Source organism: Microbacterium sp. KNMS, from assembly GCF_053851835.1.
The window spans coordinates 66,445-86,186 of record NZ_JBSQBP010000003.1 but is presented as its reverse complement, the minus strand read 5'-3'; the positions used below and the strand labels follow the sequence as shown (position 1 = coordinate 86,186).

The following is a 19,742-nucleotide window of genomic DNA, read 5'->3' as shown; positions in this document are numbered from 1 at the left end:
GTTACTGGGCGGGCGTGACGACGACCAAAAGGTCGCCCGCCTCCACCTGCTGGGTGGCCGCGATCGCGATCCGCTCGACGACGCCGTCGACGGGCGCCGTGATGGCGGCCTCCATCTTCATCGCCTCGATCGAGGCGACCGGCTGCCCGGCGGCCACGCGGTCGCCCGGCTCCACCTTGACCGTGACCACGCCGGAGAACGGCGCGGCCACCTGCCCCGGCCTGCTCGTGTCGGCCTTCTCGGCCTCGTGCGCCTCGACCTGGATGCTGCGGTCGCGCGCCGAGACCGGGCGGAGCTGGCCGTTCAGGGTCGTCATGACCGACCGGATGCCCTTGTCGTCGGCCGCGCCGATCGACTCGAGCCCCGCGTAGAGCTGCACGCCCTTCTCGAGCGTGATGACGTGCTCGCGACCCGGGGTCAGCCCGTAGAGGTAGTCGGCCGTGTCGAGGACCGACAGGTCGCCGTAGGTCTCGCGCATCTCCTGGAAGACCTTCGTCGGCTGCGGGAAGAGCAGGCGGTTCAGCGTCGCGCGTCGCGTGGCCGAGTCGCCGTCCAGAGCCGCCTGGTCATCGGCGCTGATCGGCGTGACGCCGGTCTTCACCTCGCGCCCGGCGAGCACCTTCGTGCGGAACGGCTCGGGCCATCCGCCCGGCAGGTCGCCGAGCTCACCGGCCATGAACCCGACGACCGAGTCGGGCACGTCGTACTTGCCGGGGTTCTCGGCGAAGTCGGCGGGATCGGCACGGACCGCCGCGAGGTGGAGCGCGAGGTCGCCCACGACCTTCGACGACGGGGTCACCTTGGGAACGCGCCCGAGGATCTCGTTCGCCGCGGCGTACATGTCCTCGATGAGCTCGAAGTCGTCGGCGAGACCGAGCGCGATCGCCTGCTGACGCAGGTTCGACAGCTGTCCGCCCGGGATCTCGTGCGCGTAGACGCGCCCGGTCGGCCCGGCGAGGCCCGACTCGAACGGCTTGTACAGGTGGCGGACGGCCTCCCAGTACGGCTCGAGGTCGGACACCGCCTGCAGGTCGAGCCCCGTGTCGCGATCGGTGTGCGCGAGGGCGGCGACAAGCGACGACAGCGACGGCTGGCTCGTCGTGCCCGCCATGGTCGCCGCCGCGGCGTCGACCGCATCGGCGCCCGCGGCACTCGCCGCGAGCAGCGTCGCGAGCTGGCCGCCGGGGGTGTCGTGCGTGTGCACGTGCACGGGCAGGTCGAAGCGCTCGCGGAACGCCGAGACGAGCTTCGCCGCGGCGGCGGGTCGCAGGAGGCCCGCCATGTCCTTGATCGCGAGCACATGCGCGCCCGCGTCCGCGATCTGCTCGGCGAGGCGGAGGTAGTAGTCGAGCGTGTAGAGATCCTCGGCGGGGCTCAGCAGGTCGCCCGTGTAGCAAACGGCGACCTCGGCGACCGTCGTGCCGGTCTCGAGCACCGCATCGATCGCGGGGCGCATCTGGGACACGTCGTTGAGCGCGTCGAAGATGCGGAAGATGTCGATCCCGGTCGCCGCGGCCTCGCGCACGAAGGCATCAGTCACCTCGGTCGGGTACGGCGTGTACCCGACCGTGTTGCGACCGCGCAGCAGCATCTGGATGGCGACGTTCGGCAGCGCCTCGCGCAGCCGTGCGAGACGCTCCCACGGGTCCTCGGCGAGGAAGCGCAGCGCGACATCGTAGGTCGCACCGCCCCACGCCTCGACGGAGAGCAGCTGCGGAGTCAGACGCGCGACGTGCGGCGCCACGTTGAGGAGGTCCTTCGTGCGGACGCGCGTCGCGAGCAGCGACTGGTGCGCGTCGCGGAAGGTCGTCTCCGTGACGGCCAGGGCCTTCTGCTCGCGCAGCGCCTGGGCGAAGCCCGCAGGGCCGAGCTCGAGGAGCCGCTGGCGCGAGCCCGCGGCCGGTGCGGCCGACAGGTCGACGGCCGGCAGCTTCGAGCGCGGGTCGATCGAGAGCGGGTTCTCCCCGTGGGGCTTGTTGACGGTGACGTCGACCAGCCAGTTGAGGATCTTCGAGCCGCGGTCCTTCGAGGGCCGCCCCCGGACGAGCTCGGGGCGCTCGTCGATGAACGACGTCGAGAGGTCGCCCTCGATGAACGACGGGTCGTCGAGGACGGCCTGAAGGAACGGGATGTTCGTCGAGACGCCGCGGATGCGGAACTCCGCGAGGGCGCGGCGCGCGCGGCGGACGGCCGCGGTGTAGTCGCGTCCGCGGCACGTGAGCTTCGCGAGCATCGAGTCGAAGTGCGGGCTCACCTGGGCGCCCGCGGCCGTCGTGCCGCCGTCGAGGCGGATGCCCGCGCCGCCCGGCGACCGGTAGGTCGTGATCTTGCCGGTGTCGGGCCGGAATCCCTGTGCCGGGTCCTCGGTCGTGATGCGGCACTGGAGAGCCGCCCCGTGCAGGCGGATGTCGTCCTGCAGGAGCCCGATGTCGGCGAGCGTCTCGCCCGACGCGATGCGCATCTGCGCCTGGACGAGGTCGACATCCGTCACCTCCTCGGTCACGGTGTGCTCGACCTGGATGCGCGGGTTCATCTCGATGAAGACGACCTCGCCCGCGCGCGGGCCCGCGGTCTCGAGGAGGAACTCGACGGTGCCGGCGTTGACGTAGCCGATCGACCGCGCGAACGCGACCGCGTGGCGGTGGAGGTCGGCGCGCACGGCGTCGTCGAGGTTCGGCGCTGGCGCGATCTCGATCACCTTCTGATGGCGGCGCTGCACCGAGCAGTCCCGCTCGAAGAGGTGGACGGTCTCCCCCGATGCGTCAGCGAGGACCTGCACCTCGACGTGACGCGGCCGGAGCACGGCCTGCTCGAGGAACATGCGCGGATCGCCGAAGGCGCTGTCGGCCTCGCGCATCGCCTCGGCGAGCGCGGGGGCGAGCTCCTCCTTCGACTCCACGCGGCGCATGCCGCGGCCGCCGCCGCCCGCGACGGCCTTCGCGAAGAGGGGGAATCCGATCTCGTCGGACTGGGCGACGAGCTCGTCCACGTCGTCGGATGCAGGCGTCGACCGGAGCACGGGAACGCCCGCCCGGATCGCGTGCTCCTTGGCGGTGACCTTGTTGCCGGCCATCTCGAGCACCTCGGCCGGCGGGCCGATGAACGCGATGCCGTGCGCGGCGGCCTTCGCCGCGAGGTCGGGGTTCTCGGAGAGGAAGCCGTAGCCGGGATAGATCGCGTCTGCGCCCGACTCGACCGCCACGCGGACGATCTCGTCGACGTCGAGGTAGGCGCGGACCGGATGGCCCTCCACGCCGATCTGGTACGCCTCATCCGCCTTCAGGCGATGGAGCGAGTTGCGATCCTCGTACGGGAAGACCGCGACCGTGCGCGCCCCCAGCTCGTACGCCGCGCGAAACGCGCGGATGGCGATCTCGCCACGGTTGGCCACGAGAACCTTCGAGAACATACGCCTCCTCGGCGACAGCTGGCACGGCGGAGCCCGGCACACCGACATCGCTGAGCTCGCCCCCAGCTTAGGGGAGGGTAGGTTAGACCACGTGCACGTACTCAGCGTCAGCTCTCTCAAGGGAGGCGTCGGCAAGACGACCGTGACCCTCGGGCTCGCCTCAGCGGCATTCTCGCGGGGCATCCGGACGCTCGTCGTCGACCTCGACCCCCAGTCCGACGTGTCGACGGGACTCGACATCCAGATCGCCGGCCACCTGAACGTGGCCGATGTTCTCGAGAACCCGAAGGAGAAGGTCGTCCGCCAGGCCATCACGGCGAGCGGATGGACGAAGGTGCACCCCGGCGTCATCGACGTGCTCATCGGGAGCCCGTCGGCGATCAACTACGACGGACCGCACCCGACGGTGCGCGACGTGTGGAAGCTCGAGGAGGCGCTCGCCTCGGTCGAGGCCGACTACGACCTCGTGCTCATCGACTGCGCTCCGTCGCTCAACGCCCTCACGCGCACGGCGTGGGCCGCGAGCGATCGCGTCGCCGTCATCACCGAGCCGGGGCTCTTCTCCGTCGCGGCCGCCGATCGCGCGCTGCGTGCGATCGAGGAGATCCGCCGTGGCCTCTCGCCGCGTCTCCAGCCGCTCGGCATCGTCGTGAACCGCGTGCGCCCCCAGTCGATCGAGCACCAGTTCCGCATCAAGGAGCTCCGCGACATGTTCGGCCCCCTCGTGCTGTCGCCGCAGCTGCCCGAGCGCACCTCGCTCCAGCAGGCGCAGGGCGCCGCGAAGCCGCTGCATGTGTGGCCCGGCGAATCGGCGCAGGAGCTGGCGCAGGACTTCGACCAGCTGCTCGACCGCATCGTGCGCGCCGGCCGCATCCCCGTCCCCGAGACGGGCCCCACCGCCGCGGAGTGAGCCCCCGGACCATCCGCCCGGACCATCCGGCCCCATTCGCATGTCTCACCTGCGTGGGGTTGACGCTCGCCATTCTCACCTTCAGTGAGACACGCACTCACCTTGGTGAGGCAGGTACGTCGTGCTGACTCGACGCGTGTCTCACCCGGCGCGGGAAAGCACCCGCCATACCCACCCGAAACGAGACACGCACCGCCCCGCCCCGACGCGTGTCTCATCCGGCGAGGGAAAGCACCCGCCATACCCGCCCGAAACGAGACACGGCGTGCGAAAGCCCCGTCACTGCCGACGGATGTGTCGACGCGATCGGGGAGGAGCGTCAGGCGGTGCGCTTCGAGCGGCGTGCAGCCAGCTCGTCGACCGGGTCCGGAGCCGTCGGGTCGAAGTCGACGAGCGTCGACTCGACCTCGCGCAGCACGCGCCCGACGGCGATGCCGAACACGCCCTGGCCGCGGCTCACGAGGTCGATGACCTCGTCGTTCGAGGTGCAGAGGTAGACCGAGGCGCCATCGCTCATGAGCGTGGTCCCGGCGAGATCGCGAATGCCCGACGCGCGCAGCTGGTCGACGGCGACCCGGATCTGCTGAAGCGAGATGCCCGTGTCGAGCAGGCGCTTCACGAGCTTGAGGACGAGGATGTCGCGGAAGCCGTACAGCCGCTGCGACCCCGATCCCGAGGCGCTGCGGATGGTCGGCACGACGAGCTCGGTGCGCGCCCAGTAGTCGAGCTGCCGGTACGTGATGCCCGCCGCGCGCGCCGCGACCGCACCGCGGTAGCCGGCTTCGGGGTCGAGCTGCGGCAGGCCGTCGGTGAAGAGAAGGTCGGCGGTGAAGCCGTCCGCTGCGGGATCCTCAGCCATCGTGATCCTTACTCCTCACGTTCGATTCCTGTCCACCGTATGGCAGGGATGGGGCCCCGGCAACGACATCCGCGTCGAGGCGGCGGCGTGTCGAGCGAAGCGTTATGAACGTTATAGAACGACGCCGCGGGTCACGGGAGGACGCGCTCGAGCGCCTGCCGCACGAAGATGCCGCGCACCTCGTCGAGGCGCCGCGCGAGCTCGGGGCCGAGCTCGCCAGCCCGCGCGCGCGAGCGCGCATCCGTGCGCCGCAGGAGCGGGGTGAGCGCCTGGTCGACGAGGTCGGCGTCCTTGTCTGCGCTCTGCTTCACGGCGCGGAGGTGACGCGGCTCGATGCCGTGTCGGTCGAGCGCGACGAATGCACGCAGCAGCGCGACCGCGTGCTCGTCGTAGACGTCGGATGCCTGGATGAGCCCGATGCTGATCGCGTCGTTGAGCAGCTGCGGGGCTGCTCCCGCTTCGGCGAGCAGGTCGGCGCGCGCGTAGGTGCGGGTCGTCGGATGGATCGAGGTCGGCAGCGCGAGCCTCTCGCCTCCGTTCGCATCGACCTCGTCGAGGTGATCGCGGATCACGCTGAGCGGCAGGTAGTGGTCGCGCTGCAGCACGAGGCCGAGACGCAGCCGTTCGACATCCTGCGGCGAGAACTTGCGGTACCCCGACGGCGTCCGCTGCGGCGAGACGATCCCCTGCTCCTCGAGGTAGCGGAGCTTGCTCGAGGTGAGATTGGGGAACTCGGGAGTGAGCTTCGCGAGCACCTGTCCGATGCTCAGCAGCGCCGCTGACGCGCTTCGCTCTGCGGCAGCGGCTGCCATCAGGCGCCGGCCCCCGCGATGTCTCGGGGGGAGGCGAAGAAGTTGAAGCGGAACTTGCCGATGCGCACCTCGGCGCCGTTGCGGAGCACCGCGCGGTCGACACGCTCTCCGTCGACGTAGGTTCCGTTGAGCGAGCGCTGGTCGATGATCTCGAACACCGTCCGGTCGCGGGTGATCTCGGCGTGACGACGGGAGACCGTGACGTCGTCGAGGAAGATGTCGGCCTCGGGATGCCGACCCGCGGTCGTCACGTCGGCGTCGAGGAGGTAGCGCGCGCCCGCGGTCGGGCCGGAGCGCACGAGGAGCAGCGCGGCTCCCGACGGGAGCGCCCCCACCGCCTCGAGCTCGGCGTTCGACAGCTCGCCCGCGAACGGCACGAACGACAGGTCGGCGTCATGCCCGAACGTCTGGGTGACGTCACCTGCTCCGTCGTGGCCGCCCGCCGGCCGGTACTGCGCTTCTGTCACGCTCGACCTCCCTTTCGCTCCACCCTATCCGATCGCCGTCGATCGGATCGGCCCCTCCCAGGGGCCTGTGAGGGCACTCGCGAAAGTCTGCCCTGTGCACGACGCGAGCGGAAGATCCGTTCAGAATCGGCCGATAGCGTCGACGTGCCATGACTGCTCTCCACGCCTCCGCACGCACCCGCCGTCCGTCCCGCCGTCTTGCCGCCGCAGCGCTCGTCGCGGCCGCGATCCTCGCGCCGCAGCTGATGCCATCCGCCGCGTCGGCGCACGACGCGCTTGTCAGCACGTCGCCCGCCGACGGCGAGACCGTGCAGACCCTCCCCGACGCGATCACCCTCACCTTCAGTGGCGCTCTCCTCGAGGGCGCGCCGCAGGCGGTGTTCGTCACGGACGCGTCGTGCCCCGGGATCGCCGAGGCCGAGCCGGGCAGCATCGCGATCGACCGCGCGTCGTGCCGGGACTACGCGGCCGGCGACGCCGTGGCGGACGGCCCGCTCCTCACGCAGCAGCTCGACGTCGCCGGGGCACCCGCCGGCGAGTACACGGTCATCGCGAGCGTCACCTACGGCGACTCGCACAGCGAGGACAAGATCTTCCGGTTCACGACGACCGAGGCCGCGCCGGGCGGGGCGTCCGAGGCGCCGAGCGCCGAACCGGCGGAGACGCCCGCAGCGGAGGACACGGCCGCCCCGACCGAGGCGTCGGAGGATGCCGCGTCTCCCCTCCCCTGGATCCTCGGGGGCATCGGCGCGGTGGTCGCCCTGTCTCTCGTCGCCGTCCTCGTCGGCCGCGCACGCCGGTCCTCCTGAGCCGCCCCGGGCATCCGCCCGCCCGCGCGCTCAGGTCCCCTCCCGCACAGATAGGCTTGATCCCATGGCTCACTACGACGTCGTCATCCTCGGCGCGGGCCCCGGCGGCTACGTCGCCGCCGTCCGCAGCGCCCAGCTCGGTCTCACGACCGCCATCATCGAAGAGAAGTACTGGGGCGGTGTCTGCCTCAACGTCGGCTGCATCCCCTCGAAGGCGCTCCTGAAGAACGCCGAGATCGCCCACACCTTCACCCACAAGGCCGACCTGTTCGGCATCTCGGGCGACGTGCACTTCGACTTCGGCGCGGCGTTCGACCGCAGCCGCAAGGTCGCGGAGACGCACGTCAAGGGCATCCACTTCCTCATGAAGAAGAACAAGGTCACCGAGTACGAGGGCCGCGGCACCTTCACGGGCCCCAAGGCGATCTCGGTCGCCAAGTCGGATGGCTCGACCGAGGAGGTCACGTTCGACAACGTGATCATCGCCACCGGCTCGACCGTGCGCCTCCTCCCCGGCGTCCAGCTGAGCGACAACGTCGTGACGTACGAGGAGCAGATCCTCACGCGCGAGCTGCCCGAGTCGATCGTCATCGTCGGCGCCGGCGCCATCGGCATGGAGTTCGCCTACGTCCTGTCGAACTACGGCGTCAAGGTCACGATCATCGAGTTCCTCGACCGCGCGCTCCCGAACGAGGACGCGGAGGTCTCGAAGGAGATCCAGAAGCAGTACAAGAAGTACGGCATCGACATCCTCACCTCGACCGCCGTCAAGACCGTCACCGACAACGGCTCGTCCGTGCACGTCACGTACGAGTCGCGTGACGGCGTGGCCGGCGAGATCACGGCCGGCAAGGTGCTCATGTCGGTCGGCTTCGCGCCGAACGTCTCGGGCTTCGGCCTCGAGAACACGGGCGTCCAGCTCACCGACCGCGGCGCGATCGAGATCGACGAGTTCATGCGCACGAACGTCGAGGGCATCTACGCGATCGGCGACGTCACCGCCAAGCTCCAGCTCGCGCACGTCGCCGAGGCTCAGGCCGTCGTCGCCGCCGAGACGATCGGCAAGGCCGAGACGATGCCGCTCGGCGACTACCGCATGATGCCGCGCGCCACCTTCTGCTCGCCGCAGGTCGCCAGCTTCGGCCTCACGGAGGAGCAGGCGCGCGCCGAGGGCCGCGAGATCAAGGTCGCGAAGTTCCCGTTCAGCGCGAACGGCAAGGCGAACGGCCTCGGCGAGCCCGTCGGCTTCGTCAAGCTCATCGCGGATGCCGAGCACCTCGAGCTCATCGGCGCCCACCTCATCGGCCCCGACGTCTCGGAGCTCCTCCCCGAGCTCACGCTCGCGCAGAAGTGGGACATCACGGCGCTCGAGGCGGCCCGCAACGTGCACACGCACCCGACCCTCTCGGAGACGCTGCAGGAGGGCTTCCACGGCCTCCTCGGTCACTTCATCAACATGTAGGACTGAGCGCGCGCAGCGCGCCGCCTCCGGTCGTTGAGCGACGAGCGCCAGCGAGGAGACGAAACAACGTGAGCCGGCCCCGGGACGATCCCGGGGCCGGCTCACGTCATTTCGACTCGCTCCGCTCGCTCAATGACCGGGGTGGGTGGCGCCGCCCTCAGTGCCCGAGGGCGCGAGCGAGCTTGGACGCGCTCGAGGCCGAACGCGCGCCCGCTGCGGTCGCCGCGCGTGCCACCGCGTCGAAGAACGCGTCGCGGTCGGCCGGGGCGGCCGGTCCGAGCTCGATCTCCCACTCGTGCCATTCGCGGTCGACCCCCGCGCGGAGGTCCGCCGTGCGCACGTGGTCGTCCACGAACTCCGCGACGACGCCGCCGTCGGCGTCGAGCAGCTCGTACGCCGTGCGGTCGTTGACGATGCGCGCGAGCGGGCGCAGGATCTCGGTCGTCCAGGCGGCGATCTCCGCGGCGACCGCATCCGGGATCTCCTCGGTGTCGCCCAGCGGCCATCCGAGCTCCGTGCGCGCGCCGTCGACGAGCGGGCCCTTGATGTGCCAGCCCGCGTCGGGGCCGCCCGTGCGGCGCCGCAGCGCGACGCCGGCGCGCGCGAGCGCGAGGTCGTCGGTGTCGAGGTAGAGGGCGTCGAGATGCCGCTCCTCGCCTTCCGTGGCGGAGGCGACGCCGGGGACGGCCGACCAGTCGGGCAGGGGCGTTCCGGGGTCGACGTCGAACTTCCGCTCGACCTCGACGAAGCGCGTGGGCTCGGTCATGTCAGCGCGAACCGCCCTCGTCCTCGTCGTCCTCGCCGTCCTGGACGAGGCTGTCCTCCTCCTCGACGAAGAGGAACGCGACCTCGGTCGGGCCGTCGCCCTCCCCCGTGTGCTGAGCCGCGCCCGAGCGGTGGTAGACGACCTGCGTCTCCGAATACGGGACGATCAGCTGCTCGAGATCGGGGCTGTCCAGGGGCAGGACCTGTCCGTCGAGGGGTCCTCCGTGCAGTCGTGCGATGGCCATGCCCTCACGATAGCCGCGCCGCGACGTGCTCGCGCTCTTCGCGCTCGGCCTTGCGCGCGAGCTCGAGAGCGTCTACCGCGAGCCGGACGTCGCGCTCGGCCATCCGCACGCGCCGCTGGGCGAACGTCTCGGCGCCGAACCGGGCGCTCACCCGCGCCTCCTGCTCCTCGACGCGGACGACGATGTACGTGCACGCGATGAGGATCACCTGCGCCGAGAGGTTGAACCACAGCAGCAGGGCGATGAGAGACCCGAACGACGCCAGGAACGGATTGCGATCCGCCCCGCCGGCGAACAGGCCGGACAGCTGCTGCAGGACGGTGAGGCCCGCGCCGCCCAGGAGCGCGCCCGTCCACAGCGCACGCGCCGGAGCGCGGACGCCCGACAGCAGGCGGAAGAGCCAGGCGATGATCACCGCGTCCAGGGCGAACGTCGTGGCGACCGTCGCGACGCGCGTGAGGATCTCGGCCCATCCGCCGCCGGAGAGCCCCAGCCATCCGAGCACCGTCTCGATGAACGTCGAGCCGAGGAACGTGAGCACGGCCGCCGCGAGGAACAACACGCCCACCGACACCGCGAAGAGCAGGTCGCGCAGCAGCAGCCACACGACGAGGACCTCCTCGTGGGCGGTGCCCGCGATCATCCGGATGGCCGTGCGCATGTTGCCGATCGCGCCGATCGCCGCCCAGACGAGGGCGAGCGCCGAGACGACACTCAGCCAGACGCTGCCGCCGAGCGCGGCGCCGAGGCTGTCGGCGTCGATGATGCCGTCGCCGCTGCCGTTGCGCACGAGACCCGGGATGGCCGCGCTCACGGCGTCGATGAGGGCCTGCCAGAGGTCGCTGCGCGCGTTGAGCCAGAGCGCCGCGACCGCGAAGCCGAGCGCGACGGCCGCGAAAACCGAGAACAGCGCCCGGAAGGTCACGGCCGCTGCGAGCAGCCCGCCCTGGTGCTCGGTGAAGAGGAGCACGGCGCGCACGATGCGCACGCGCAGCATCCGGGCGATGGCCGAGCGCACCCATCTCTCGATCGACGACATGCCTGCCACGTTACCGAGCGCTGCCCAGCGCGAGCGCCCCGCCGCGCTCAGGCGACGAGCAGCCCCGCCCAGGCGCCGAGGATCATCCACGGGCCGAACGGGATGCGCGCGTCGCGGTCGGCGCACCGCGCGGCCAGGAGCGCGAGCGCCCAGGCGGCCCCGCCGACGAAGGCCGCGGCCGCGCCGACCGCGAGCACGGCCCATCCGTGCCAGGCGAGGAAGACGCCCACGAGCGCCGCGAGCTTGACGTCGCCGCCGCCCATCCCCTCGGGGTTCGCGACCCGCAGAGCGAGGTAGAAGGCGCCGAGCGCGAGTCCGCCGAGGACGGCACGGCCCAGGGGCGCCGCGTCTCCGAGCGATACGGCGTGCGCGGCGACGACGGCGAGGAGAGCGGCCGTCGAGGGCAGGACGATCCGGTCGGGGAGCCGATGCTCATGGATGTCGACGCGCATGAGGACCACGCCGACGACGAGGAAGCCGCCGTACGCGACGGCGGCGAGAACCTCGGGCAGCGGCATCCCGTCAGGCTAGGGACGCCTGCGGGGGTGGCGCGGATGCCTGTGGAGAGTCACTCCCCCATGCGGTTGCGCATGCGCATCGCGCGCTCGGCCTCGCGCTTGTCCTGCCGCTCGCGGAGGGTCTGGCGCTTGTCGAACTCGCGCTTGCCCTTCGCGACGCCGATCTCGACCTTCGCGCGGCCGTCGAGGAAGTAGAGGCGCAGCGGCACGAGCGTGTACCCGCCCGCCGAGACCTGGTGGCTGAGCTTCACGATCTCGTCGCGGTGCAGGAGCAGCTTGCGGGTGCGCTTGGACGCGTGGTTCGTCCAGGTGCCCTGCGAGTACTCCGGGATGTGCACGGCGTCGAGCCATGCCTCGCCGCGATCGATGTACGCGTAGCCGTCGCTGAGGTTCGCGCGCCCCTGGCGCAGCGACTTCACCTCGGTTCCGGTGAGCACGAGGCCCGCCTCATAGGTCTTCTCGATGGTGTACTCGTGGCGGGCGCGACGATTCGTCGCCACCACCTTCTCACCCTGTTCCCGGGGCATGCGCTCACCTCCTCGCTCTCACGGCGCAGCCTTCCACCCTAGCAAGGGTCGGGCTATGCCCGGAGCCAGCGCCGGATCGCGAAGCCCGCCGACAGCGCCGCGAGCACGACGCCGACCACGACGAGCACCGGCACGACGGCCCACGCCTCGGCCATCCCCACCCATGGGATGGCGTACATCTCGTTCACGAGGTACCGCTCGACGCCGAAGTGCACGCCCGCGAGCACGGCCGCGCCGGCGAGGGCCGCGCCGATGAACGCCGCGAACACGCCCTCGAGGACGAACGGCGTCTGGATGAACCGGTTGGACGCGCCCACGAGGCGCATGATGCCGACCTCGCGGCGGCGGGCATAGGCCGAGAGGCGGATGGTCGTGGCGATGAGGAGCACGGCCGACACGAGCATGAGGGCGGCGATGCCGATCGCGATGTACGTCGCGATCGTGAGGGTCGCGAAGAGCGGATCGAGGTACTCGAGCTGGTCGGTGATCTCCTCGACGCCCTGGATGCCCGTGAACGCCTCGACGATGACGTCGGACTGGCTCGGGTCGACGAGGTTGACGTGGAACTCCGCGCTCGTCTGCTCGGCGGTGAGGAGGCTCGCGTAGTCCTCGCCGAGGTTCTCGACGATCGAGTCGAACGCCTCGTCGGGGCTGAGGTAGGTGTAGTCCTGGATGAGCGGCGACAGCGTCGGGCCCTCGAGCTCCTCCTGCACGGCGGTGATCTGCTCCTCCGACGCGGCGCCGTCGACGCACGTGTCGCCGGTCGACAGGGGCGAGCACATGTAGATGTCGACGAGCGCGCGGTCCTGGAAGTACGCGTTGGTCTTGGCGATCTGGGCCTGCATGAGCACGGCCGCGCCCACGAAGGTGAGCGAGACGAAGGTCACGAGGATGACCGAGACGACCATCGAGGCATTGCGGCGCAGGCCCTGCAGGGCCTCGCCGAGGACGAGTCCGAATCTCATGAGGTCGGCCCCACTTCGTCGTCGCGGGAGGTGAGCCCCAGGCGGTCGGCCATGCCGAGCGCGTCCACGTCGACATCGACGCGCGGGATGGACGAGGTGCGGTTCGCGGCGTCCTCCGACTCCGGATCGACGCCGGGCGCGGCGGCGGTCTCGGCGGCGCGCTCGACGGGCGGGATGGCCGCGTCGGCGGGCTCGGACGGCTGCGCGGCGGGCGCGGGCGTCGGCTCGGCGGCGGGCGCCGGCGTCGGCTCGGCGGCGGTCTCCACGACCTCCTCGACGGCGTCGACCGCGCGCTGCGTGGCGCTCTCGGCCGTCTCGCCCGGGGTCTCGGACACCTCGCGCTGGACCTCGAGGACGGCGGTCAGGGCCGCGATCGCGGCCGCACCGCGCTCGGTCTCCGGCTGCAGCGTGCGGATGACCGAGGTGTCGCCGTAGCCGCCGTGCCGGTCGTCGCGGACGAGCTCGCCCTCGCGGAGCTCGATGACGCGGCGCCGCATCTGGTCGACGAAGGTCGCCTCGTGGGTCGCCATCACGACCGTCGTCCCGGTCGCGTTGACCTGCGCGAGGATGCGCATGATGTCGACGGACGTCGTCGGGTCGAGGTTGCCGGTGGGCTCGTCGGCGAGGAGCAGCTGCGGCCGGTTGACGAGCGCCCGGGCGATCGCGACGCGCTGCTGCTCGCCGCCGGACAGCTCGTGCGGCATGCGACGGCCCATGTCGGCCAGGCCCACGCGCTCGAGCGCCTCGGGCACGGCCTCCTTGATGAAGGCGCGCGACCGGCCGATCACCTGGAGCGTGAACGCGACGTTCTGCGCGACGGTCTTCGACTGCAGGAGACGGAAGTCCTGGAACACCGCCCCGATGTTGCGGCGGAAGTACGGCGTGCGCCGTGAGCTGAGGGTCTTCGTGTCGCGACCGAGCGCGACGACGCGGCCCGAGGACGGAAGGTCCTCGCGGAGGATGAGGCGGAGGCAGGACGACTTCCCCGAGCCGGAGGCTCCGACGAGGAAGACGAACTCGCCGCGCTGCACCTCGAAGTCGATGTCGCTGAGGGCCGGCTTCGCCGTGCCCTTGAAGCGCTTGGTGACGTGTTCGAACCGGATCATGGCGTACCGAGCCTAAGTCGCGACGCCCCGGGTACCCCGAGCGACACCCCCGCCCGACGCGTTGCCAGGCGGTTCGGAGGTGAGGGCCCTCCGAGGCGCGTGTGGTGTCATGGTGCTCTCCGACGAAAGGCCTCGCCGTGCCCCGCACCTCTCCCCTGCCGTCCGCCTCCGCGGCGACGGACCTGCCCGCTCCCCGACTCGTCGTGAGCGACATGGACGGAACGCTCCTCGACGCGGCCGGCGAGGTTCCCGCGGCGTTCTGGCCGCTGCTCGACCTCATGCGCGAGCGCGGCATCGTCTTCGCGCCGGCGAGCGGGCGGCAGTACGCCACGCTCGCCCGGCTCTTCGCGCGCGCCTCCGACGGCATGCCCTTCATCGCCGAGAACGGCGCCTATGTCGTGCGCGACGGCGTGGAGATCTCGTCGCTCGTCCTCGATCGTGCGTTCGTCGTCGAGGCGGTCCGGCTCCTGCGCTCCCTCGCGGCCGCCGGGCGCGACATCGGCGTCGTCCTCTGCGGCAAGCGCTCGGCGTACATCGAGCGCGTCGACGCGCCCTTCGTCGCCGAGGCGAGCCGGTACTACGCCGCGCTCGAGCGGATGGACGACATCCTCGCCGCCGATGACGACGTCCTGAAGATCGCGGTGTACGACTTCGTCGACGCCGCCACCGGGACGGGCGCCGAACTCGACCGGCTGCGCGAGACGCACCAGGTCGTCGTCTCGGGACGGCACTGGATCGACGTCATGCCGCCCGCCGCGAACAAGGGCGCTGCGGTCGAGAGCCTGCAGCGCGAGCTCGGGGTGACGCGGGACGAGACGGTCGCCTTCGGCGACTACCTCAACGACCTCGAGATGCTCGACGCGTCTGGGCAGTCGTACGCGATGGAGAATGCCCACCCGGACATCCTCGCGCGCGCCCGCTTCACGGCGCCCTCGAGCGAGGACGAGGGCGTCGTGGCCGTGCTGCGCGGGCTCCTCGACGCGGAGCCCGCGCAGCAGGGCTGAGCGGAGGTCAGCCCTCCATGTCCTCGAGCTCTCGGCCCTTCGTCTCGCGCACCTTCCAGAGCACGAAGAAGAACGACAGCAGCGAGAAGAACGCGTAGAACCCGTACGCGAAGGTCAGGCTGATGTCGCTGAACACCGGGAAGGTCGTCGAGATGAAGAAGTTCGCGAGCCACTGAGCGGCCGCGGCGACCGCGAGCGCGCTCGCGCGGATCCGGTTGGGGAACATCTCCCCGAGGAGCACCCACACGACGGGGCCCCAGGTCGCGCCGAAGCCGACGACGAACAGGTTCGCGGCGATGAGGGCGATGATCGACCACGGTGCGGCGAGCTCGGCGCTCGTCGTGCCGTCGGCCGCCGTCACGAGCTCGGCGAACGAGAACGCGAGGGCCATCGTCCCGAGCGAGAGCGTCATCAGCACCGAGCCGGACAGGAGAAGCGCGCGGCGGCCGACGCGGTCGACGAGGATGATCGCGACGATCGTGACCGCGATGTTCGTGATCGAGGTGATGACCGATGTCGTGAGGGCGCTCGACTCGTCGAAGCCGACCGATCGCCACAGCGTCGTCGAGTAGTAGAAGATGACGTTGATCCCGACGAACTGCTGGAAGACCGACAGGAGCAGTCCCACCCACACGATGGGCTTGAGGCCGAGCACGGGCCCGGCGAGGTCGCGGAGCGACTCGCGCTTCTCGCTTTCGAGCGAGTCCCGGATCTGCTGGATCTTGAGGTTGACGTCGGGCTCGCCCGTGAAGTCGAGCAGCACCTGCGACGCGCGGTCGTAGTCGCCCTTGCGGACGAGGAAGCGCGGCGACTCAGGCAGCCGCAGCGACATGACGCCGTACACGATCGCCGGGATCGCCTCGGCCATGAACATCCATCGCCACGCGTCGATGCCCCACCAGAGCACGGCGTTCGAGCCGCCCGCGATGCCGGCAAGGAGCGCGTTGGACAGAAGAGCGGCGAAGATGCCGGTGACGATCGCGAGCTGCTGCAGCGAGCCGAGCCGGCCGCGGATCCGCGCGGGCGACACCTCCGCGATGTACGCGGGCGCGATGACGGAGGCGGCGCCGACGCCGAGACCGCCCACGACACGCCACACGATGAGGTCGATCACGCTGAACGCGAGACCCGACCCGATCGCGGAGACGAGGAAGAGGATGGCCGCGACGAGCATGACGGGGACGCGGCCCCAGCGGTTGGCGATCGATCCGGCGAACCACGCGCCGGCCACGCAGCCGAGCAGCGCGGACGACACCGCGAATCCCTTGAGTGCGGCCTCGAGCTCGAAGTCCGCCGCGAGCGCGTCGACGGCGCCGTTGATGACGGCGGTGTCGAATCCGAAGAGGAATCCCCCGAGCGCCGCGGCGATCGCGATGCCGATCACCCGCGCGCTGGTCCTCGTGTGCTGTCTCTCCATCAGAGTCCTCCTCGTTCTGCCTGCGGACGTTCGAGGCCTCGTGAGCCTCCCGTGCGTGCTCGCTCCGTGTCAAGGGCTCCCGCGTCGGAGGCCTCGAGGGCGAGGATCTCGGAGATGCCGGCCACGGCGTCCGCACGGTGCGCGATGACGATCGTCGTGAGCTCGGGACGCGCCGCGACGCTGCGGCGGATGGCCTCCTGGGTGATCGGGTCCTGATGGGATGTCGCCTCGTCGAGGATGAGGAGGCGCGGGCGCCGCGCGAGAGCGCGCGCGAGGCTCAGCCGCTGGCGCTGGCCGCCCGAGAGCGCGAGACCGTCCTCGCCGACGCGCGCGGCGAGACCGTCGGGGTGCGCGCGCACGTCGTCGGCGAGTGCCGCCTGCTCGAGCGCTCGCCACGCGTCATCCTCCGAGAGCCGCGGATGTCCGAGGCGCAGGTTCTCGAGGACCGTGCCGCTCACGAGCACGGCCCGCTGCTCGACGAGCGCGACCGCGGCACGCAGCTCGGAGAGCGCGATGTCGCGGAGATCCACGCCGCCCAGCAGGATGCGCCCCGCACGGGGATCCCGTGCCCGGACGAGGAGCGACGCGAGCGTCGACTTGCCGCTTCCGCTCGGCCCCACGACGGCGAGGCTCCCGCCCGGCGGCACCGCGAACGACAGTGCATCGAGGACCGGAAGAGCGGCCTCCGAATACGCCGCGGTCACGTTCTCGCCCCGGACGTCGAGCGGGCCGTCCGACAGCCTCACGGGTCGCTCGGGGTCGGCGACGCGCGGGCTGCGATCGAGCACGTCGAGGTAGCGCCGGGCCGCCACGAGCGCGAGCGGGAGGCTGCGCGCGAACGCCTCGACCGCGGTGACGGCGGGCGCTGCGCCCACGACCGCGGCCGCGAGCACGACGTGCGCCGCCGGGTCGCCGCCCGCGAGCGCGAGCAGGGCGATGACGGCCGCGAACGGCCAGGCGGCGCCGATCGCCGTCCGTGCGCCGAGCGCGCGCCCCTCCGCTCGCAGGTGCGCCCCGACTCGCGCCCCGAGCGCATCGAGAGCGGCGAGGCGCCGCTCCTCGGCGCCGAGGGTCCGGATCTCGACCGCGGCGGCCGCGTCCTCCGCGACGTGCTGGGCGATCGCGGCGCGTTCGACGAGGAGCCCGCGCGCTGCGGAGGCTCCGCGCGCGCGGCCCACGAGCGGCGCGAGCACTCCCCCGATGATGAAGGCCGTGAGGACGACAGCTCCCTCGGCCGGTCCGACCGCGAAGCCCGCCGCGACCAGACCGCCGGGCACGATGACCGCCGCGAGCGCCGGAACGAGGGTGTGCGCGAAGAAGACCTCGACGCGGTCGATGTCGCGTGCGGCGATCGAGGTGAGCTCGCCTGACCCCTCCGCGATCTCGGCGGGCGCGAGCGGGACGACCGCGTCGTAGAACCGCAGCCGCATGTCGGCGATGAGATCGAACGCGGCACGATGGCCGAGGAACTGCTCGAGATACCGCAGCCCGCCCTTCGCGACGGCGAGGGCCACGAGCAGGACGACCAGGGGCAGGATGTCGACGGAGGCGCCTGCGGCGACGGACACGATGGCCCCTGCCGGCACGGCGAGCAGCGCGACGCCCGCGGCGAGCCCCGCGAGCCGCGCGAGCAGGGACGCGAGCAGCCAGGGCCAGGCCGGTGCGGCGATGCGAGCGAGCCGTGCGATCACGATGCCTCCTCCGCCGAGGTGGCGGCCGCGAGGTAGCCGCTCGACAGCGCGAGCTCGGAAGGAGCGCCCGCGGCGGTGACTCTTCCGCCCTCGATCACCACGACGCGATCGGCGGCGTGCGCCTCGGGCAGACGGTGTGTGACGAGGAGGACGGCGCGTGTGCGCGCGAGGTCTCGGAGCGTCGCGAGGACCCGGTCGGCCGTGTCGCGGTCGAGGCTCGCCGTCGGCTCGTCGGCGACGAGCGCACCCCGGCCGCCGAGCAGGGCACGCGCGATCGCGATGCGCTGCGCCTGACCGCCCGAGACGCCTCGCGCGCCCTCGCCGACCCTCGTCTCGAGTCCGGCCGGCAGCTCGGCCTCCGGTGTCGCGAGACCTGCGGCGCGGAGCGCCGCAACCAGGTCGTCGTCGGACGCGCCGGGCGCGGCCAGAAGGAGGTTGTCGCGCACCGTGCCGGTCAGCAGCACGCTGCGCTGCGGGACGTAGGCGACCGCCGCGCGGAGGGCCTCGGGGGACGCCTCGCGCCCGTCGATGCGCAGACCCGTCGCGGGCAGGAGCCCGGCGACCGCGAGCGCCAGCGACGACTTGCCGGATCCCGAGGGTCCGACGATCGCGGTGAGCCCGGGGGCGAGCTCGAGATCGACCTCGTCGACGACACGGACGCCGCCTCGATCGACGCGGACGCCGTCTCCGCGGATGCGGCCGCCCGGCGCGACGGCCGGCGCTGCGGATGCGGGCGACGGAGCGGACGCGATGGCGGCGCGCACGCGCTCGGCCGCGGCGCGTCCGGCGAGCCCGACGTAGAACGAGCGGCCGAGGCGGTCGACCGGCTCGCGCAGAGGCACGGTCAGGAGGAGCAGGGCGAATGCGGCCCCCGGCGAGACGGAGCCGTCCGCGACGCCGGACACCGCGAGCGCGCCGACGAGCGACAGCATCACGACCCCGAAGATCGCATCGGTGACGAGCAGCACGACCTGATTGCGCCGGAGAAGGCGCATGGCCTCCACGCGCATCCTCTCGGCCTGGACGGCGAGCTGCGCGCGGCGCTGCCCCTCGGCACCCAGCAGGCGGATCGTGCCGAGAGCGCGCAGCGTCTCGAGGAAGGACGCGGCCAGACGCGCGGAGATCATCCGGAAGCGGCCGGACCCCGCGCGGAAGCGCGACAGGAACCAGGCGATCACGGGCGGGATCGCCGCCGCGCAGACCGCGATCGGCAGCGCGATGCCGGTCGAGACGAGCACCGCGATCGCGACGATCACGACCACGGGCACGGTGAACGCGGCGATGAGCGGCCCCAGGAAGACGCTGCGGTAGTGCGCGGCCCGCTCGACGTCGTCGGTCGCGCGCGCGACGCGGTCGCCCGACGGCGTGCCGTCATCGAGCGGCGCCGTCAGCTGCGCCGCGACGACGGCGCGACGCCAGGCGCGCTCCTCACCGGCCTGCGCGAGCGGAGGAAGGAGCGCCTCGGCTCCTGCGAGAAGCGCCGCGGCCGCCGTGGCGGCGAGCGCGATGCCGAGTGCGGGGGCGGCGCTCGCGCCCTGGAGGAGCGCGTCGACGCCCGCGCCCGCGGCGAGCGCGGCCCCCGTGAGGGCGACCGCCCTCAGGACCCCGAGCGCGACCACGGCCCAGCCGGCGGGCGGGACGTCCGCGAGCACGCCGAGCGGGCGCCGAGGGGTGGTGCGCATGGGAGATGAGGCCTTCGGGGTCGAGGGACTCGATCCATCCTAGGAAACGCGGGAG

At 71.8% G+C, this 19,742-nt stretch carries 18 protein-coding genes; 4 read left to right on the top strand and 14 right to left on the bottom strand.

Going from position 1 to position 19,742, the window contains the following annotated elements:
- Nucleotide 1 precedes the first annotated feature (1 nt).
- Nucleotides 2-3,409 carry a pyruvate carboxylase gene (locus tag ACWXWW_RS02880; protein WP_455968634.1) on the bottom strand — a complete coding sequence of 1,136 codons (3,408 nt, stop codon included), beginning with the start codon at nucleotides 3,407-3,409 and terminating at the stop codon, nucleotides 2-4.
- A gap of 91 nt (nucleotides 3,410-3,500) precedes the next feature.
- On the opposite strand from ACWXWW_RS02880, the gene ACWXWW_RS02875 reads away from it, so the two are divergent.
- Nucleotides 3,501-4,319 carry a ParA family protein gene (locus ACWXWW_RS02875; RefSeq protein WP_271173285.1) on the top strand — a complete coding sequence of 273 codons (819 nt, stop codon included), beginning with the start codon at nucleotides 3,501-3,503 and terminating at the stop codon, nucleotides 4,317-4,319.
- A 319-nt stretch (nucleotides 4,320-4,638) separates the two neighbouring features.
- Here the strand turns inward: ACWXWW_RS02875 and ACWXWW_RS02870 are convergent, their stop codons facing one another.
- The 3 genes from ACWXWW_RS02870 to ACWXWW_RS02860 form a co-directional block, all read right to left on the bottom strand.
- A complete protein-coding gene (locus ACWXWW_RS02870) occupies nucleotides 4,639-5,178 on the bottom strand; it encodes a MerR family transcriptional regulator (protein WP_271173286.1) in 540 nt (179 codons plus the stop codon).
- A 131-nt stretch (nucleotides 5,179-5,309) separates the two neighbouring features.
- The gene (gene ftsR / locus ACWXWW_RS02865) at nucleotides 5,310-5,990 is read right to left on the bottom strand and encodes a transcriptional regulator FtsR (RefSeq protein ID WP_455968632.1); all 681 of its coding nucleotides are present in this window, start codon (nucleotides 5,988-5,990) and stop codon (nucleotides 5,310-5,312) included.
- Nucleotides 5,990-6,457: an FHA domain-containing protein gene (locus tag ACWXWW_RS02860; RefSeq protein ID WP_282979139.1), complete on the bottom strand. Its 468-nt coding sequence runs from the start codon at nucleotides 6,455-6,457 to the stop codon at nucleotides 5,990-5,992. The genes ftsR and ACWXWW_RS02860 overlap by 1 nt, the downstream gene beginning before the upstream one ends.
- Nucleotides 6,458-6,606: 149 nt before the next feature.
- Between ACWXWW_RS02860 and ACWXWW_RS02855 the strand changes: the two genes are divergently transcribed.
- Both ACWXWW_RS02855 and lpdA read left to right on the top strand, forming a co-directional pair.
- Nucleotides 6,607-7,266 (top strand): copper resistance CopC family protein, encoded by a 660-nt coding sequence (locus ACWXWW_RS02855; protein WP_282979140.1) that lies wholly within the window; start codon nucleotides 6,607-6,609, stop codon nucleotides 7,264-7,266.
- Nucleotides 7,267-7,330: 64 nt separating this feature from the next.
- Entirely contained in the window at nucleotides 7,331-8,728 is a 1,398-nt protein-coding gene (gene lpdA / locus ACWXWW_RS02850; RefSeq protein WP_282979141.1) for a dihydrolipoyl dehydrogenase, read from the top strand.
- Nucleotides 8,729-8,885: 157 nt separating this feature from the next.
- Here lpdA and ACWXWW_RS02845 read toward each other — a convergent pair whose 3' ends face one another.
- The 7 genes from ACWXWW_RS02845 to ftsE are packed head-to-tail and all read right to left on the bottom strand — an operon-like array spanning nucleotide 8,886 to nucleotide 13,893.
- The gene (locus ACWXWW_RS02845) at nucleotides 8,886-9,494 is read right to left on the bottom strand and encodes a CYTH domain-containing protein (protein ID WP_455968630.1); all 609 of its coding nucleotides are present in this window, start codon (nucleotides 9,492-9,494) and stop codon (nucleotides 8,886-8,888) included.
- A 1-nt stretch (nucleotide 9,495) separates the two neighbouring features.
- Complete coding sequence (locus ACWXWW_RS02840; RefSeq protein ID WP_282979143.1) at nucleotides 9,496-9,738, bottom strand: response regulator; 243 nt, start codon at nucleotides 9,736-9,738, stop codon at nucleotides 9,496-9,498.
- Nucleotides 9,739-9,742: 4 nt separating this feature from the next.
- Nucleotides 9,743-10,777, bottom strand: coding sequence for a YihY/virulence factor BrkB family protein (locus ACWXWW_RS02835; protein ID WP_282979144.1), 1,035 nt, complete (start codon nucleotides 10,775-10,777; stop codon nucleotides 9,743-9,745).
- 47 nt (nucleotides 10,778-10,824) lie between these two features.
- Nucleotides 10,825-11,295, bottom strand: coding sequence for a prepilin peptidase (locus ACWXWW_RS02830; RefSeq protein WP_455968628.1), 471 nt, complete (start codon nucleotides 11,293-11,295; stop codon nucleotides 10,825-10,827).
- A 50-nt stretch (nucleotides 11,296-11,345) separates the two neighbouring features.
- Complete coding sequence (gene smpB / locus ACWXWW_RS02825) at nucleotides 11,346-11,822, bottom strand: SsrA-binding protein SmpB (protein WP_271173295.1); 477 nt, start codon at nucleotides 11,820-11,822, stop codon at nucleotides 11,346-11,348.
- A 53-nt stretch (nucleotides 11,823-11,875) separates the two neighbouring features.
- Nucleotides 11,876-12,787 carry a permease-like cell division protein FtsX gene (gene ftsX, locus ACWXWW_RS02820; RefSeq protein ID WP_455968627.1) on the bottom strand — a complete coding sequence of 304 codons (912 nt, stop codon included), beginning with the start codon at nucleotides 12,785-12,787 and terminating at the stop codon, nucleotides 11,876-11,878.
- A complete protein-coding gene (gene ftsE / locus ACWXWW_RS02815; protein ID WP_455968625.1) occupies nucleotides 12,784-13,893 on the bottom strand; it encodes a cell division ATP-binding protein FtsE in 1,110 nt (369 codons plus the stop codon). The genes ftsX and ftsE overlap by 4 nt, the downstream gene beginning before the upstream one ends.
- Before the next feature lie 137 nt (nucleotides 13,894-14,030).
- Here ftsE and ACWXWW_RS02810 point away from each other — a divergent pair, with 137 nt between their 5' ends.
- Nucleotides 14,031-14,897 carry a Cof-type HAD-IIB family hydrolase gene (locus tag ACWXWW_RS02810; RefSeq protein ID WP_455968623.1) on the top strand — a complete coding sequence of 289 codons (867 nt, stop codon included), beginning with the start codon at nucleotides 14,031-14,033 and terminating at the stop codon, nucleotides 14,895-14,897.
- A gap of 7 nt (nucleotides 14,898-14,904) precedes the next feature.
- On the opposite strand, the gene ACWXWW_RS02805 is transcribed toward ACWXWW_RS02810, so the two are convergent.
- From ACWXWW_RS02805 to ACWXWW_RS02795, 3 genes are read right to left on the bottom strand one after another with little or no spacing between them, the layout of a single operon-like run.
- Nucleotides 14,905-16,314 (bottom strand): sugar porter family MFS transporter, encoded by a 1,410-nt coding sequence (locus ACWXWW_RS02805; RefSeq protein ID WP_455968622.1) that lies wholly within the window; start codon nucleotides 16,312-16,314, stop codon nucleotides 14,905-14,907.
- On the bottom strand, nucleotides 16,314-18,005 hold the full coding sequence (locus ACWXWW_RS02800) for an amino acid ABC transporter ATP-binding/permease protein (protein WP_455968620.1): 1,692 nt from the start codon (nucleotides 18,003-18,005) through the stop codon (nucleotides 16,314-16,316). Before ACWXWW_RS02800 ends, ACWXWW_RS02805 begins: the two co-directional genes overlap by 1 nt.
- The gene (locus tag ACWXWW_RS02795; RefSeq protein WP_455968619.1) at nucleotides 18,002-19,687 is read right to left on the bottom strand and encodes an ATP-binding cassette domain-containing protein; all 1,686 of its coding nucleotides are present in this window, start codon (nucleotides 19,685-19,687) and stop codon (nucleotides 18,002-18,004) included. Before ACWXWW_RS02795 ends, ACWXWW_RS02800 begins: the two co-directional genes overlap by 4 nt.
- Nucleotides 19,688-19,742: the final 55 nt, after the last annotated feature.

Bases quoted from the DNA above. Each gene is read 5' to 3' on its own strand.
- ACWXWW_RS02880 (WP_455968634.1), bottom strand. From the start codon at position 3,409: ATGTTCTCGAAGGTTCTCGTGGCCAACCGTGGCGAGATCGCCATCCGC.
- ACWXWW_RS02870 (WP_271173286.1), bottom strand. From the start codon at position 5,178: ATGGCTGAGGATCCCGCAGCGGACGGCTTCACCGCCGACCTTCTCTTC.
- ftsR (WP_455968632.1), bottom strand. From the start codon at position 5,990: ATGGCAGCCGCTGCCGCAGAGCGAAGCGCGTCAGCGGCGCTGCTGAGC.
- ACWXWW_RS02855 (WP_282979140.1), top strand. From the start codon at position 6,607: ATGACTGCTCTCCACGCCTCCGCACGCACCCGCCGTCCGTCCCGCCGT.
- lpdA (WP_282979141.1), top strand. From the start codon at position 7,331: ATGGCTCACTACGACGTCGTCATCCTCGGCGCGGGCCCCGGCGGCTAC.
- ACWXWW_RS02845 (WP_455968630.1), bottom strand. From the start codon at position 9,494: ATGACCGAGCCCACGCGCTTCGTCGAGGTCGAGCGGAAGTTCGACGTC.
- ACWXWW_RS02840 (WP_282979143.1), bottom strand. From the start codon at position 9,738: ATGGCCATCGCACGACTGCACGGAGGACCCCTCGACGGACAGGTCCTG.
- ACWXWW_RS02835 (WP_282979144.1), bottom strand. From the start codon at position 10,777: ATGTCGTCGATCGAGAGATGGGTGCGCTCGGCCATCGCCCGGATGCTG.
- ACWXWW_RS02830 (WP_455968628.1), bottom strand. From the start codon at position 11,295: ATGCCGCTGCCCGAGGTTCTCGCCGCCGTCGCGTACGGCGGCTTCCTC.
- smpB (WP_271173295.1), bottom strand. From the start codon at position 11,822: ATGCCCCGGGAACAGGGTGAGAAGGTGGTGGCGACGAATCGTCGCGCC.
- ftsX (WP_455968627.1), bottom strand. From the start codon at position 12,787: ATGAGATTCGGACTCGTCCTCGGCGAGGCCCTGCAGGGCCTGCGCCGC.
- ftsE (WP_455968625.1), bottom strand. From the start codon at position 13,893: ATGATCCGGTTCGAACACGTCACCAAGCGCTTCAAGGGCACGGCGAAG.
- ACWXWW_RS02805 (WP_455968622.1), bottom strand. From the start codon at position 16,314: ATGGAGAGACAGCACACGAGGACCAGCGCGCGGGTGATCGGCATCGCG.
- ACWXWW_RS02795 (WP_455968619.1), bottom strand. From the start codon at position 19,687: ATGCGCACCACCCCTCGGCGCCCGCTCGGCGTGCTCGCGGACGTCCCG.